The organism is Spiroplasma sp. SV19 (genome assembly GCF_030060925.1).
Taxonomy (GTDB): Bacteria; Bacillota_I; Bacilli_A; order Mycoplasmatales; family Mycoplasmataceae; genus Spiroplasma.
The window spans coordinates 25,821-41,485 of record NZ_CP045455.1 but is presented as its reverse complement, the minus strand read 5'-3'; the positions used below and the strand labels follow the sequence as shown (position 1 = coordinate 41,485).

General features: G+C 30.6%; 15 protein-coding genes. 1 reads left to right on the top strand and 14 read right to left on the bottom strand.

What is annotated here, in order from left to right:
- Positions 1 to 145 precede the first annotated feature (145 nt).
- The 8 genes from E7Y35_RS00190 to E7Y35_RS00155 form a co-directional block, all read right to left on the bottom strand.
- Positions 146 to 952, bottom strand: a complete 807-nt coding sequence (locus E7Y35_RS00190) for a spiralin lipoprotein (protein ID WP_283272327.1) — start codon at positions 950 to 952, stop codon at positions 146 to 148.
- A 606-nt stretch (positions 953 to 1,558) separates the two neighbouring features.
- Positions 1,559 to 2,110 (bottom strand): hypothetical protein, encoded by a 552-nt coding sequence (locus E7Y35_RS00185; protein WP_283272326.1) that lies wholly within the window; start codon positions 2,108 to 2,110, stop codon positions 1,559 to 1,561.
- A 59-nt stretch (positions 2,111 to 2,169) separates the two neighbouring features.
- The gene (locus tag E7Y35_RS00180) at positions 2,170 to 2,334 is read right to left on the bottom strand and encodes a lipoprotein (RefSeq protein ID WP_283272325.1); all 165 of its coding nucleotides are present in this window, start codon (positions 2,332 to 2,334) and stop codon (positions 2,170 to 2,172) included.
- A gap of 259 nt (positions 2,335 to 2,593) precedes the next feature.
- Positions 2,594 to 3,214: a hypothetical protein gene (locus tag E7Y35_RS00175; RefSeq protein ID WP_283272324.1), complete on the bottom strand. Its 621-nt coding sequence runs from the start codon at positions 3,212 to 3,214 to the stop codon at positions 2,594 to 2,596.
- Positions 3,215 to 3,243: 29 nt separating this feature from the next.
- Entirely contained in the window at positions 3,244 to 4,134 is an 891-nt protein-coding gene (gene tsf / locus E7Y35_RS00170; protein ID WP_283272323.1) for a translation elongation factor Ts, read from the bottom strand.
- A 68-nt stretch (positions 4,135 to 4,202) separates the two neighbouring features.
- On the bottom strand, positions 4,203 to 5,396 hold the full coding sequence (gene rpsB / locus E7Y35_RS00165; protein ID WP_283272322.1) for a 30S ribosomal protein S2: 1,194 nt from the start codon (positions 5,394 to 5,396) through the stop codon (positions 4,203 to 4,205).
- A 335-nt stretch (positions 5,397 to 5,731) separates the two neighbouring features.
- Complete coding sequence (locus tag E7Y35_RS00160) at positions 5,732 to 6,655, bottom strand: hypothetical protein (RefSeq protein ID WP_283272321.1); 924 nt, start codon at positions 6,653 to 6,655, stop codon at positions 5,732 to 5,734.
- A 96-nt stretch (positions 6,656 to 6,751) separates the two neighbouring features.
- The gene (locus E7Y35_RS00155) at positions 6,752 to 7,096 is read right to left on the bottom strand and encodes a holo-ACP synthase (RefSeq protein ID WP_283272320.1); all 345 of its coding nucleotides are present in this window, start codon (positions 7,094 to 7,096) and stop codon (positions 6,752 to 6,754) included.
- A gap of 97 nt (positions 7,097 to 7,193) precedes the next feature.
- On the opposite strand from E7Y35_RS00155, the gene rnhC reads away from it, so the two are divergent.
- Positions 7,194 to 8,081 (top strand): ribonuclease HIII, encoded by an 888-nt coding sequence (gene rnhC, locus E7Y35_RS00150; RefSeq protein ID WP_283272319.1) that lies wholly within the window; start codon positions 7,194 to 7,196, stop codon positions 8,079 to 8,081.
- Positions 8,082 to 8,094: 13 nt separating this feature from the next.
- On the opposite strand, the gene E7Y35_RS00145 is transcribed toward rnhC, so the two are convergent.
- From E7Y35_RS00145 to ileS, 6 genes are read right to left on the bottom strand one after another with little or no spacing between them, the layout of a single operon-like run.
- Positions 8,095 to 9,315 carry a hypothetical protein gene (locus tag E7Y35_RS00145; protein ID WP_283272318.1) on the bottom strand — a complete coding sequence of 407 codons (1,221 nt, stop codon included), beginning with the start codon at positions 9,313 to 9,315 and terminating at the stop codon, positions 8,095 to 8,097.
- 51 nt (positions 9,316 to 9,366) lie between these two features.
- Complete coding sequence (locus E7Y35_RS00140) at positions 9,367 to 9,864, bottom strand: deoxycytidylate deaminase (protein ID WP_283272317.1); 498 nt, start codon at positions 9,862 to 9,864, stop codon at positions 9,367 to 9,369.
- Positions 9,852 to 11,228: a rhomboid family intramembrane serine protease gene (locus E7Y35_RS00135; RefSeq protein ID WP_283272316.1), complete on the bottom strand. Its 1,377-nt coding sequence runs from the start codon at positions 11,226 to 11,228 to the stop codon at positions 9,852 to 9,854. Before E7Y35_RS00135 ends, E7Y35_RS00140 begins: the two co-directional genes overlap by 13 nt.
- 6 nt (positions 11,229 to 11,234) lie before the next feature.
- On the bottom strand, positions 11,235 to 12,155 hold the full coding sequence (locus E7Y35_RS00130) for an RluA family pseudouridine synthase (RefSeq protein ID WP_283272315.1): 921 nt from the start codon (positions 12,153 to 12,155) through the stop codon (positions 11,235 to 11,237).
- Positions 12,148 to 12,735, bottom strand: a complete 588-nt coding sequence (gene lspA / locus E7Y35_RS00125; protein WP_283272314.1) for a signal peptidase II — start codon at positions 12,733 to 12,735, stop codon at positions 12,148 to 12,150. Before lspA ends, E7Y35_RS00130 begins: the two co-directional genes overlap by 8 nt.
- Before the next feature lie 32 nt (positions 12,736 to 12,767).
- Positions 12,768 to 15,494 (bottom strand): isoleucine--tRNA ligase, encoded by a 2,727-nt coding sequence (gene ileS, locus E7Y35_RS00120; protein ID WP_283272313.1) that lies wholly within the window; start codon positions 15,492 to 15,494, stop codon positions 12,768 to 12,770.
- Between the last annotated feature and the right edge of the window lie 171 nt (positions 15,495 to 15,665).

Genomic DNA, 15,665 nt, shown 5'->3' with positions numbered 1-15,665 from the left:
GATACTCCTTTTCTCTTTTCATCTTGTTATATTAATTTTAGTGGATATTCTATGATTGTAAAGATTTTTTTAACCAAAAGCATAAAAAACACTAATTAATTAGTGTTTTTGTGATTTTTTAGTTTAATTAAAAGATGTTCAAAAACTATTTAGCTTCAGCTTTAACTTCTACTGTAAAAGTAAATTGTCCTGAAATTTTATTACCTTTAGCTTTTACTGTAAATGTAACTTCTTTTTTAGTAGTGAAATCACCTGGTGTTGCACTATTTGTAATATCATAATCTGTTCCTTTTGCAACATCAACATCAGCAGGCACACCTGCTACTACTGCTGTAATTGCTGTTTGAACAGGTCCTGTAATAGCTGCAAGATCATTAAGTGTAAGTAAATCATCAGCTGTAACAGCTTCTGGGGCATCTACCTTAATTGTTTGTTCTGCAATTGTGGCAACTTGTGCTCCTGAAACATCAACTGTTGTTGGTGCGTCTTCCTTGATTGTAATTTCACTTGAAAATTCAGTTCCTGAAACATAGCCTTGGAATCTTTTAGTTTTTGTTAAATCAGCATCAGAAATGTCAGTTTTTTTTGCCTCTTTGTAAAAAGATTTAATTTGATCATCAGTTGATTTCTTAATTGTTAAAGTAATTTTGCTATCTTTTACTAATGGGTATTTAACACCCTCATTAGTAGTAACAACAAAAGCATATCCAAATAATTCAAGATTTGCATTGATTTCTTTATCTGTATCTGTTACTTTACCAGCAATAACACCTATTACTTTACTATTTAAGTCAGCTGCTGTTGCTCCTAATAAAGCTTTCTCAAAATCTGATGCTTTTAACCCTCCTAAAGTATCTGTTTTATCTTTATCGCCTTTGTTACATGCGACTACTGTCGTTGCTCCGGTTGCTGTTAATCCGAATGCTCCTAAAATTGCTAGAAGTTTCTTCATTTTTTTGTTTCCTTTCTGTTTAAGTGGGTCTTATGAAAGCAAAAGTAATTATTACAATTAAAAATTGTAATACATAAGAGGAAAGGAAAGTTAATTTACTATTAAATAATTTTAATAATACTTTAACCGCTTTCAACCCCACTGTTTTATTTATATCTTTCTTAATTTCTTTCCCTTATACCAATAAGAATATCATATTTTTTTAAAAAAGCAATAAATGTTAAAGAAAAAAATAAAAAAAGATTGTGCCAACTCAAATAAATTAACTTCTTTAAAAGTTTTTAAAATTTAATTTATTTTCTTATAAAGAGCACATTTTTACTAGTGATATTTTATATTTTATAAAAACATGTTCAATGTTATATTAATCAATGCAAATATCTACTTTTTCTTTAATAATCCTCACGTTATCAAATCCATATTTTTCCAACATATTGATACGCTTTTTTCTTTAGTGAATTTTCTAGAACTGTAAAGATTTTTATCTAAAAAGTGTAAAAAACACTAATTAATTAGTTTTTTTACACTTGATTTAATTAAGAGATGTTCAATAATTAAGCTGTTTTACCTTTAACATTAACTGTAAAAATAAATCCTCCAGTAATTTTATCACCTATAGCACCACCTACTGTAAATATAACTTTTTGTGGATTTGTATAATCACCTGTTTGTATAATCACCTGGTTGTCCATCATTTTTGATAAAATAATCTACATTTAATGCAACATCTTGCGGCGCATCTTTTAATGCTTTAATTGCTGCTAAAACAGCGGCCATAATCGTTGTGTTATTATTAAGATCATCTAATTCTTGTTCTGTAACCTGGTCAATTTTAGCTACAGTAAATTCAAATGGATTTGCAATTTCAGTAACATCTGCCAGTGAAATATTAAATTTTGGTGTTGGTTTTTTAATCGTAATTTCCCCTGAAAATTCAGTTCCTGAAACATAGCCTTGGAATCTTTTAGTTTTTGTTAAGTCATCAGAACTAATTGCTTTACCTTGGTTTTTGTTATAAAAGTCTTTGATTTCTTCATCAGTTGCTTTTTTAATTGTTAAAGTAATTTTTTTACCTTCTGTTAATGGTAAAGCATCACCTTCTGCTAATTCATAAGTAACAACAAAAGCGGTTCAAAATAATTGAGGGGTTTTTGCCATTTCCTTGATTTGATCTTTATTTGTTACTGTCTTAGCAACGACAGAAATTACTGTCAGATTTAAGGATCTTTATTAACATTATACAAAACATCAGCAAAATCTGATGCTTTTAACCCTCCTAAAGTATCTGTTTTATCTTTATCACCTTTGTTACATGCAACAACAGTTGTTGCTCCGGTTGCTGTTAATCCGAATGCTCCTAAAATTGCTAGAAGTTTCTTCATTTTTTTGTTTCCTTTCTGTTTAAGTAGGTCCTATGAAAGCAAAAGTAATTATTGTAATTAAAAATTATTATACATAAGAGGAAAGTTAATTTACTATTAAATAATTTTAATTGTACTTTAACCGCTTTCAACCCCACTGTTTTTATCTATATGTTTCCTAAATTCTTTCCCTTATACCAATAACAATATCATATTTGTTTTAAAATCAATAAGTAATTTTTTTCAAAAAAAAAAAAAAAAAGATTTTCAATTAAATTGACTAATCTTTTTCGGCTTTTGTTGGAGCACTTGATGGTGTTTCAGCTGCTGTTGATGGTTTAGAATCTGCTGCTTGCTCACGATCTGACACAAACGTCATAATTTCTTGGTTTAATAAAGCTACATTATTAACCATAAATTGACCAGCTTGACTTGCTAATGAAAAACGAGTTTTCTTCTTACTGCGACTACCTTCTGTATAATGAATAATTAACTGGTTAGTTTTATCATTACGTTCAACGCGAGTAATTTTCCGAATTAAAATTCGTTCTCCTAAGAAAGCAATTTCTTTTTCATCAATACCAATTGCAATTGTTTGCAAAAATAAGAAAATATAAACTCCAACCCCAACTGTTAAAACAAAAGCAATCACAATCACAGCAATTACTGATGCATTTGATGCAGGTTTAATCACAAATTCTAGTAAAAAACCAACAATAACAACTGGTAAATTAATTCCTAATACACTAAATAAAATAATTAAAATCTTTTTATTAACAAAACGTTCTTTAAATTCTCGTTTTGTAAAACTAATTAGATAACCACCAACTGACAAACTAACAGCAACAAATAAAAATGCTGCCATTGCGATTGCAATGATGGTTCCTTTTTGAGCATCCATTTCATGCCCTCCTTTCTGGCCAAGTAGTGTTATTTTCGAACTTGTGCCATTACTTCCGTTGCAAAATCAACTTCTTCTTTTTCAATTCCTTCGCCAACTTCATAACGAATCATATCAATTACACTAACATTGTTTGCTTTAATAACATCACTAACTTTTTGGTCAGGATTAACAACAAAAACTTGATCAAGTAATGATATTTCAGCTAATTGTTTATTCAAACGTCCTTCAACCATTTTTTCTAAAATATTATCTGGTTTTCCAGCATTTTTTGGATCATTTTTTGCTTCATTTGTTAAAATTGCTTTTTCACTTGCTAAAAAGTCTGCTGAAATATCATTTCGGGAAATAAATTGAGGACGCATTGCTGAAACATGCATTGCTAATTGTTTTCCAACTGTCTCATCAATTTTCCCAGCAAAAACTAACACAGTTGCAATTCGTTGGTTAGAATGTAAATAAACTCCTAACGATTGGTCTTGTTGTAAATGCAATGTTTTAAAACGACGAAGTGTAATTTTTTCACCAATGGTAGCAATTGCATGAACAATAACTGTTTCTAATGATTCACCATTAACTGATAATTGTAAAGCTGCTTCAACTGTTTTTGGGTCATTATTTAATAAAGTTTCACCAACAGTTGCCATTAAATCTAAAAATTGTTTATTTTGCGCCACAAAATCAGTTTCTGAATTAACCTCAAAAACAACTGTTTTATCTCCTTTTGTGACTAAACCTACCAATCCTTCTGCCGCAACACGGTCAGATTTTTTTGCAGCTTTCGTAATTCCTTTTTCACGCAATCAAGTGATTGCTTCTTCAATATTACCATCTGTGGCTTCTAATGCTTTTTTACAATCTAGCATTCCGGCCCCAGTTCTTTCTCTTAATTCTTTTACTAATTGTGCAGTAACTGCCATACTGATTCTCCTTTCAAATTTAATGCTGCTTGTATTGAAACTAATCAGTTAATACAATTTAATTTTTGTTATTTTTTTACTACTTTGCTATCAACAATTGTTAAATGCTCTTCTAAAGCACTAACCATGTCGGCTTTTTTACCTTTTGATAATCCAAATAAACTTCCTAAACCTTCTAATTCATCAACTTTTAATTTTGTTAATGTTTTTTCCAAATTATTATCAACAACTTTAATTGTATCTAAATCAAAACCTGGTGTTTTAACAGTTGAAGTTGCTTTTTCAGCCTTCACTGTCGCTACTGGTTTTTCAGTTCTAGTTGGTTCTGAAACAACTTTTTCTGGCGCTGCTGAAGCCGATGGTTGTTCAGTTGCTGGTGTTGATGAAACAATTTTTTCAACTGTTTGATCAGCTGCCACTGGCGCTGACGCAGCTACTCCTTCTTGGCGGTAATCGCGGTTAGGGGTATGACGGTTAAATGAACGACGATTGTCATATTGACCACCACGTGGACCACGGTTTTCATCTCCTTCACGACGAACAAATTCATTTGGTTTAAATTGTGGTTCAGGCATTTTCAGTCCCATTGCATCACCATATAAATCAGCAATATGATGCGTAATAATTGCAATTGAACGAGAAGTATCATCATTCGCTGGAATAACATAATCAATTGGATCAGGGTCAACATTTGTATCACAAATGGCAATTACTGGAATTCGTAATTTGCGTGCTTCTCGAACAGCAATATGTTCTTCTTTGGGATCAACCACAAATAATGCTTGTGGTAATTCTTTCATTCCCTTAATTCCACCTAAGAACTTTTCTAATTTTTCTTTTTCTTTTTTAATTAACATTTGTTCTTTTTTTGGTAATAATTTTAATTCACCATTTTTTTCTTGCCGTTCAATGTTTCATAAACGTTTTACACGTAAATGAATTGTTTTTAAATTAGTTAATGTTCCTCCTAATCAACGTTGATTAACATAAAAACATTCACAACGTTCAGCAGCATCCTTGACAATTCATTTTGCTTGTTTTTTTGTTCCAACAAATAAAATTTTTCCTTTACGGGCAGCAATTGTTGCCATTAATTTTTTAACATCTTCTAAGCGTCATAATGTTTGTTGCAAATCAATAATATGAATCTTATTTTTTTCTCCATAAATGTATGGTTTCATTTTTGGATTTCATCGTTTTGTTTGATGCCCAAATTGCGCACCAGATTCTCATAACATTTCTCTTGTTAATTCTTTTGCCATATTTCTATTAAATTCTCCTTTTCGTTAAAACTTCCACTTATTTCTAACATTTACCACTATCTTATTAAAATAAATAGCACTGGGCAAATGAATCCATAAATGTGTATTGTATACCATTAATTTTATTGAATACAAGCATTAAAATTATAACATACTTTGTTTTAATCAAGCAAATAAAAAATGCTTTTTATGGGGAATAAAAAGCATTTTTAGCTTGTTCATTTTATAAAGCTGTTCATTTTATAAAAATTATCATTTTAATTAAAAATTGTTTGTTTTTCAAATTTAATAATTTTTCTCATAGTAAATAAGTAAATCAAAAATAACAAGCATTTTTAATTCAACATTTTTAATTTTCAATTATTAGGATTAATTTCCTCTTTTGAGAGATTATTTAAAGCGAAATTACGATTTAATCGCTGTAGCATTAAAACTTCAATTAAATCCAAATCGTATTTTTGATCAATTTCATCATGATCTTTGGTAAAAAACTGGCAAAGATAAAGCATTAAAACAAACCAAACAAATAAATCAACAATTAAAGTTGCCATTGATCAAATTTGTTGTAATAACTGGCGGATTTTAATATTATCATCTAGTACAAACGGTAATGATAATTTTGTCAAATTAACTACACTAAATAAAACTAAAATCGTCACAAATCGAATAATATTACTTTTTTCATCTTGGCGTGTTAAATAACCACAAAATTGTAAAATAACAACAAAAAAGAACATTACTAAGAAAGTAAATAAAAGGAATAACTCTTTATCATAGCGAACATTGATATTATTTAAATTATTCAGAATAACAGGACCAATAATAATAAATGGTGAAGCATAAACAACATATAATAAAATAGATACTAACCTACGGCTATTAAAAATCATTGCCAACGTAATTGCTAACTGGACATATGAATATCCCGTTAACAAAGTTCGATAATAATTTGGATCAATTGAATAATCGGGAACTAACACTAAATTTCAAATAATACTACTAAAGAAAAAGATACTAATTCCGCCAATAATTACAACAAAATTCAATAATCCCTGTGAAGCACGAATCTTTTTACTTTTATAATGCAAAAACGTTCATGATGAAATAATTGTAAACAAGAAAAAGGCAGCAAAAATAAACATTCACAAGAAGAATTTAAAAACACCATCAGCGGCATACCGATTATTAATAATTCATTCACGTAAAAATGAATTGTCTAAATAATCTTTAAAAATAATTTCATCAAATGAATAATACACTTTTTTGCTCCCTCCTTTACAAAATAAACTTACCCATTTTCATTATACACTCCTTTTACAAAAAAAAAAAAAAAACTGTTTTTTGCAAAAAAACATTTAATTTGTGGATCAAATAGCAAAACCAACACTATAATCACGTTCATGACTAAGTGAAACATGAATAATTTCATCTGCACCTAAGGTAATTCCTTCCACATGCAATTTATTATCATCTTTTAACTTAATTGTTACTTCATTTAGAATTAACTTTATTTCTAAAGCTTTAATTAAAGCTTCTTTAACTGCTCAACGCCCCGCTAAAAACTGACGTTGTCGTTCTTTATCAAAAAAGGTTTCATATTCTTTTAATTCAGTTGAACTTAACAATTTCTGGCTTAATGCTACTGATGGTTTAATTCGTTTATTTTGAACAATATCAATCCCAACATTTTTAATCATCATCAATCATCTCCCCTTGTTTTAACTTAATAATATTTTAACAAATTGAATGAAAAAACGATATAATAATTTTAAGAAAGAAAATAATGGGGATAAACAGATGAATAATGTTAGTTTTAAAAAAGTTGATCCAAAAATTATTGAAGAAATTATCAATGCTTATCAACCTTATGAAGTCAATAATACAGACCCTAATAAAGTTAAAGCTTTTAATAAAAACGGCATTACTATTACAATTTATAAAACAAATAGTGTTTTATTCCAAGGCTATCATGCCGATAAAGAAGCAACAAAATTTTTTACAGTTCCAATAACAATCTCAAATAATATTCCCCAAACAACATCTTACTTTCAAAAAGATGTTATTGGGAATGATGAAGTTGGGGTTGGTGATGTTTTTGGTCCTCTTGTTGTTACTGCCACTTATTTACCCCCAGTAACTTTTGACCAATTAAAGGTTTTACCAATTAAAGATAGTAAAAAAATGACCACCGAACAAATTATGAGCGTGGCTCCCGTAATTAAAAAACTTGTCCAAAGTGTGACAATTGTTGTTGATAATAACCAATATAACCAATGATATGACCAATATCAGAATGCTCACGTCATTAAAGCATTAGCTCATAATCAAGCGCTCCAACAATTAATCGCAAATTACCACCTAAGAAATAAAGCAATCTTTATTGATCAATTTGTGAATGCTACGAAGTATTTTGAATATTTGCAAAATATAACACCTGTGATTAAAGATAATTTAATTTTTATCACCAAAGGCGAAGAAAAATCCTTAGCAATTGCTTGTAGTGCGATTCTTAGTCGTGCTGCTTTCTTAACCGCCATTAAGAATCTGGAAGCAAAATACCATCTTGCCTTGCCATTGGGAGCGAGTGAAAAAGTTAAAGCATTGGCTCAAAAATACAAAGCAACTTATCCACCCCATGATTATCAACATTTTTTAAAACTGCATTTTAACTTAACAACAAAATAATCCTTGGAAAGGATTATTTTTCATCTTCTGTTAAATCTAGCATTTCATCAACCACAATTTTACTTTTTAATTTTAATGGTTTATTATGGGTTGCTAAATAACGATCTAAATCATTTTTTGAATACTTATGATTATTTAAGCATAAAGTGGCAATGACAATATCAAAGATTGGTCCGGCAATTCAAATCCAATTAAAACAGACTAAGGCAATCGAACAAAAACCAACAACAATCCGTGCTCAATAAAAGTTTGCTAACCCTAAAATAGCAAAAACTAAAGTAATAATACTGAAAATAACAATGATAATACTAAATGCTAACACAATTTCATTTTTATAAGGATAATTTAAGATTTTTGACCAAACATTGCGAAGAACATAATATAAAATGGAAAAAATAATGTTAAAAATGGCAACAACAATGGCTAAAATCATCGCAATTTTACCCTTATGATCTAATTGGCGATATTGTTTAACATTCAACATAATTTTAATTTGATCAACTTTTGTAATATTATTTTCTTTAATTTGTTTTCGAAAATAAAATAAGTTATTAATCCAAATAAAAAAATATTGAAACGAGGTACATAACGTAAAAATAAAAACACTACCTACCGCCAACATTGCAAAACCATTGGTGGCATAGAAATTTAAAAAGAAATATGGGAATAAGGTGTTATCTGGTTGGTGGTCAACATGACGAATATAACCCCGAATTAAAATACAAATTAAATATAAAAACGGATATAAACAAATTAATCAGTAATTAGCTTTATGATGGGTTTCAAATTTATAAAAAGTATCCCCTGCGGTAACAATATAACTTAAAATCATCACCAGCGGAATGATTGTATGTAAAATAAAAGTTGAAATTCATTCATAAACACTCATATTTTTCACAAGATCACCTTGGACAAATAAGCCAAACCAAAAAACAAGCATTGTCATCGTAATATAAACAGTGACCATTAAGCGAATAATAAAATCGGGTTTCGTGTTTTTAAATTTCTTTTGAAATAAATAAAAAACAAAATAAACAAAAACAAGATAATTTGACTGGGTTGTAAAATAAGCATAATAATGACTTAATCGTTCCCCATAGGATGGCAGTTGGCCATACACCCCACTTTGTGTTTTTAAAACTAAAATAAAATCACACACTAAAAAAACAAAAATTAACATAATGCCAATAATTCGGTATATAAATAACTTTCGATCAGTAAAATATTTCTTCATTATTAAAAGTGAACCTTTCTAATTAAAATTTAATAAGAAAATGGTTTTATATTATTTTGCTTGTCGCGTTACTGTCACGTTAATAACAGGTAACAAACGATATTTAACTTGTGCTTGTTTAAACATTCGTTTTGCTGCTTTGTTATCATCACTATCAACATATTTATCATCATCATAAATGACTTCTTTAATTCCCGCTTGAATAATAATTTTTGTACATTCAGCACAAGGAAATAATGTTGTATAAATGCGACAGTTTTCTAAATTAGTACGAGCACTTAAAATCGCATTTAATTCCGCATGTGCAACATAAGGATATTTTGTTTCTAAATATTCTCCGTCACGAGCTCAAGGAAATTCATCATCATTTAACCCCCGTGGTAAACCATTATAACCCGTTGCGATAATTTGACCAAGCGCATTCACAACACAACTACCCACTTGGGTATGCGGATCCTTACTACGCATAGCACAAACATGTGCCACACTTAAGAAAAAATCATCTCATGATAAATAATCAGCTCGTTTTTTTGTTATTAGCGGTGTCATAAACTCATTCCAATCATGTTAACAGCATTCTGAACCACTTGTTGGTTAGATGATGATAAGAAATTTGGTCAATTATTTTTTGGATAAAAATAATAGTTACCCAACATATCTTCAATGCTCCCCTTACTCATTAATCCCGCTCGTCAATAACTCATTAAAGCATCAATCACATCACCATTATATGGGGGGACATAACGTCTTCACGCTAAAGTAACACCAATCACAATCGCCATTGTCACAACAACAAAAACAGGATATAAGATCGTTCAATTTACCCGGTTTGAACGATTAAACTCTAAGCAATAACCAATCGCACTCCCCGCAAAAAAACCAACAAGATTAATTAAATAATATGAATAACCTAAAAATAAAGGCATTAATAACAACCAAATAATAACAATTAGAGTTCGTTGGTTGGCAATTAAAGCACCTAAATCATCTTTCCCATAATTATAACTAAATAAACTACCTCATAAAATTGCTAATAAAATAGTAGAACCACCAAAAATTCAATTTGGTAACACGGCAGCTAAAAATAACCCCGCTAACGGAATTCCGACAATTAAAATAATAACTAACCGTCACCGTCCTAATAAAGCTTCGGCATAACGCACAACACTAAAAATCATAAATAAATTTAAAACAACTAATAATGGATTCCCTGAAAATAAAACATACGTTCATAGTCTTCACCATTGATTATTTCAAATTAATAAATCGCGAGTAATTCCCCCATAAACAAGCGATGTTCCATTGGCATTTAAACCTTGGGTGTTAAAAATTTGGGCACCAAAAAAGATTCCAACAATAGGAATAACTAGTAATAAGGCAATTAAAACTCACGTTACCCCTAAATTATTGACACTTAACTTGTCACTTAATTGTTTTAAGTTTTTTGTTAATTTACTATTTGGGTCTTTAATTCCATCTAAGATTTCTTCTGGTGACATCCCCGCCATCGAATTCCCATCATTATTATCTTGTAACATTTTAATTTTTGGATAATAATTACTTAACCGATCAAGATAATTATGACCATCAACAAATAACACCACATCACCATTATCTTCTTTATAAACTTGCGAACGATTTTCAATTAAAACAATTGATAAAATAGAAAGTTTTACGCGTTGAAATTTTTTATTTAAAAAAGCTCTTAAATCTTGTACAACTTCATCAGTAATAACATAATCCTTAAATTCACCACTAAAATCATCAATAATCTTAATTATCTGAAATTCTTTACTATCAACTTTATATAAATAAACATTGTTATTACCTCGGGGTTTATTTTTATAAACACTATATTTTTCTTGTTTAAGAAAATAATCAACCAATGATAACTTGTCTTTATCAAAACTCATTGTTTCCTATCCTTTCGCGCGTAATGCTATTAATTTATTTTCAAATTCCACTGGTAATGCTGCTGATACCGTAATGGGAAGTTTTGTAATTGGATGTATAAAAGTCAACTGGTACGCATGCAAATATTGCCCAAATGGTTCTTGTTTATCAACACTCATCCCGTATAAAGGGTCACCAACAATCGGATGGTTAATGTACTTTAAATGCGCTCGAATTTGATGTGTGCGACCAGTTTCTAACTCACACTCTATATAAGTATAATCATTAAAGCGCTCAATTACAAGAATATTAGTCACTGCTTTTTTAGAATTTTTTGCAGTAACAACCATTTTTTTGCGATCATGTAAATCACGCCCAATTGGGGCATCAATCTTTGCCCGATTCTCAACAATATTACCATGAACAAGAGCTAAATAACGACGTTGTAATTGCTTGGTTTGAATTTGTTCTTGTAATTGCTGATGAATAAAATCATTTTTAGCAATAATTAAAGTTCCCGTTGTTTGGCGATCAATTCGGTGCACTATTCCTGGTCGTAATTCCCCGCTAACAGTTGATCAAGCTTTACTTCGAGCAATTAACACATTAACCAAAGTATCATTAGTATGCCCTGGGGCTGGATGAACCACTAAATTATTTGGTTTATCAATCACCAGTAACATATCATCTTCATATAACACCGTTAATGGTACTGTCATTGGCACTAGTTCTGTTGGTACTACAGGTGGTAAAGTTACAATAATTGTCTCACCTTTTTGTACAAGATAATTTTGGTGCACAACTTGGTCATTAACTTCGACTTGCCTAGCGGTGATTAATTCTTGAATTTTTGTTCGTGATAAAGGAGTAGTTGTTGTTGCTAACACAGCAACCAAAACTTTATCAATCCGACCACTTGCTGTGGCAATAACAGTAATTTTATCCATTATTAATAATACTTTCTTCGCGATTACTACGCGCACGTTCACGATAAAAGCGCACAATTTCAATAATAATTGCTAACACTAAAACAACAATGCCAAATGTTACTCAAGTATCAGCTAAATTAAAAATACTATAGGGCGGAAAGAGCACTCAAGCTAAAAAGTCAATAACGCCACCATGGTTTCACATACGGTCAATCAAGTTCCCAATTCCACCACAAGTAATCATAATTAAACCAACCGCGGCTGTTTTACTATTAATATATAGAAAAATAGTAAAAGCTAATGCGGTAATTAAAACAGCACCGATAATTGTTCCCACTAAATTATCGGCATTGGCACCAAACGCAATTCCAGTATTAATAACAAACTGAAAGTTAATAAAACCATCAAGAAACTTAACTTGAGGGGCATTAATATCATGGGATAATAAATGAAAAGCTAATTGCTTTGTAATAATATCTAAGATTAATAACCCAATAAAAATTGGTAAGCAAACTTGGAGCTTAAATTTTCAATTATAATTGCGATTTTTAAAATGCTCATGAACATCATTTCAAAATTGCTTTGTTCGTTCTCTCATTTTTTCTAACTCCTTTTTTATATTTGCTATTATTATCGCACATTTTTAACTAATAACACATTAAAACAACGATCACAAATATCATTATTTTCAGCATTTAAATGATCATAAATCATTCAACAACGTTGACATTTAAAGCCTTCTTTTTCTTGGGCTGCTAAGTAACTTGTTTCATATTCTGTTAAATTAGGAGCGGTTGTTGTAAAAATAATTTCACTAACAATAAAGATTTGATGTAAATCAATAATTGTTGCTAACTGAGCATAGGCTGGTTTTAATGCAATCGTTAATTGACATTCTAACGATTTCTTAATTTCCTTGCGCTCACGACGATATTCTAACTCTTTATTGACATCATCGCGTAATTTTAAAACTTGCTCTCACTTTGCTATTAACTCAATACTAATTGGTTTGTCAAAAACAAAGTTTTCTTCTAAATGCACCGAAGTTTGTTGATGCGGATATTTAATAAATTTATGACTTTCCTCAATTGTATGCGGAATAATTGGTTTTAACACATCACTTAAAATGCGATATAAATAATATAATGTTGTTTGAACCGCACGACGACGAGGATTTGTTGCTGCTTCAATATATAAAATATCTTTTGTAAAATCTAAGTAAAACTTCGATAATGTTGTTGTAACAAAATTATTAATTAACATATAAACATTATTAAAGTTAAATTCTTCATAACTACGACTAACTTTTTGTTGAAATTCACGAGCTAAATGTAAAACATATCAATCAACTTCGGCTAAATCATCATGAAGATCCGTTGCTGGATTAAAATCAGTTAAATTAGCTAGTAAAAAGCGTAATGTATTGCGAATTTTACGATATGCTTCAGCAATTTGTTTTAAAATATCAGGACCAATTTTAACATCATCACGATAATCAACCGCTGCCACTCACATTCGTAAAATATCTGCCCCATATTGATCTGTAATTGCTAACGGTGAAATAACATTTCCTAATGATTTACTCATCTTACGACCCTTTTCGTCATTTGCAAAACCATGCGATAAAACAACTTGATAAGGAGCATGGCCAGTTGCGACAACCGAAGTAATTAACGAAGAATTAAATCACCCCCGAAATTGATCAATGCCTTCTAAATAAACATTAACGGGGTGCGGTAACTGGTGTGTTTTTGTAACCGCTAAATTACTAACACCACTATCAAACCATACATCCATAATATCTTGTTCTTTTCGTCACTGGCGGTTTTGATATGCTGGTGGTAACAATTGATCCGCTGTTCATTCAAACCAAATGTCGGTTGTTTTTGCTTGTTGAAAGAGTTTAATAACATAATCAATTAATTCCGCACTAAATTGCGGGACATTATTTTCATCATAAAAAGCAATAATTGGTACCCCTCATAAGCGCTGACGTGAAATACATCAATCTTGGCGGTTTTCAATCATTGTTTCCATTCGTCTTGCTGCTCACTGCGGACTTCATTGGACTTTTTTAATTTCCGTTAATAATGTTGGTTTCAGTTTTTCAATTGAAACAAACCATTGGGCTGTTGCCCGATAAATAACTGGTTTTTTTGTTCGTCAATCAATTGGATGTTTATGCTTAATAAATTTTAATTTTAATAAAGCCCCATTTTGTTCTAAGCGTTGCCCAATTAATTTATTGGCATTTTCATAAAAAAGACCTGTTAACGTATCATCTTCAACTTCTTTAGTATATTTTCCCTCATCATCTAACGGCGCAAAAATAGGAATATTATTAGCCCGCGCAATGTGATAATCATCTTCACCAAACCCCGAGGCAGTATGGACAATTCCAGTTCCAGCTTCAGTTGTAACATGATGACCAAGAACAACAGGACTATCACGATTATATAACGGATGCTTTGTAATAATTCCAACTAAGTCTGTTCCTGTAACTTCTTGTAAAACTTTAACTTTTTCTCAACCAATTGTTGCTTGAACTTCAGCTAATAATGCTTTGGCCACTAAATATTTGACCTTTTGTACTAACACTTCAACATAAATGATGTCACCTCCAACGGCTAATAATTGGTTCATCGGAATTGTTCAAGGTGTTGTTGTTCAAATGACAATTTTTGTACCCGCAGCAATTAACTTATTCCCCGTTGTCACCGTAAAAGTAACATAAATCGAAGGGGCTGATAATTCTTCATATTCAATTTCAGCTTCCGCTAACGCTGATTCACTTGATGGTGATCAATAAATTGGTTTTAACTGGCGATAAACTAACTGTTTTTCCACCATTGTTTGAAATAAGCGTAATTGTTCTAATTCATATTCTAAATCTAAGGTTACATAACGATTTGTGAAATCACTAAATAATCCCAACCGACTAAATTGAGCAATTTGTTGGTCAATTTGCTCTAAAGCATATTTCCGACAAATTTGGCGAAATGCTACTGGACGTGTTGTTTTACGATCAACCCCACTTTTAACAACCGCCGTTTCAATTGGTAAACCATGAGTATCTCATCCACAAATTCAGGGACTGTAGCAACCCTTTTGGTTATAATAACGAACAATAAAATCTTTTAAAATTTTATTTAAGGCATGACCAACATGCAAGTCGCCATTAGCATACGGAGGGCCATCATGTAAAATAAACGCTGGGTGGTCGTTGTTATGCTGATAACGAACCTTAACCACATTCGTGCGTAATCATTCCAACTGAATTTTTGGTTCTTTCTCAGTTAAATTTGCTTTCATTTCAAATAAAGTATTTGGTGTCAATAAGGTATCTTTATAGTTCATTAAAATCGTTCCTTTCTGTCATAAAAAAAGTAAGACTATAAGAGCGCTATATAGCGCGGTACCATCTTACTTTATAAATATCATGACAATATTTACCTTTTTTTACAATGCTTGTTTAGTTGTAAAAACAAGGGATAATTATTTGGGTTTTATAATTAGCTCTCATCATCC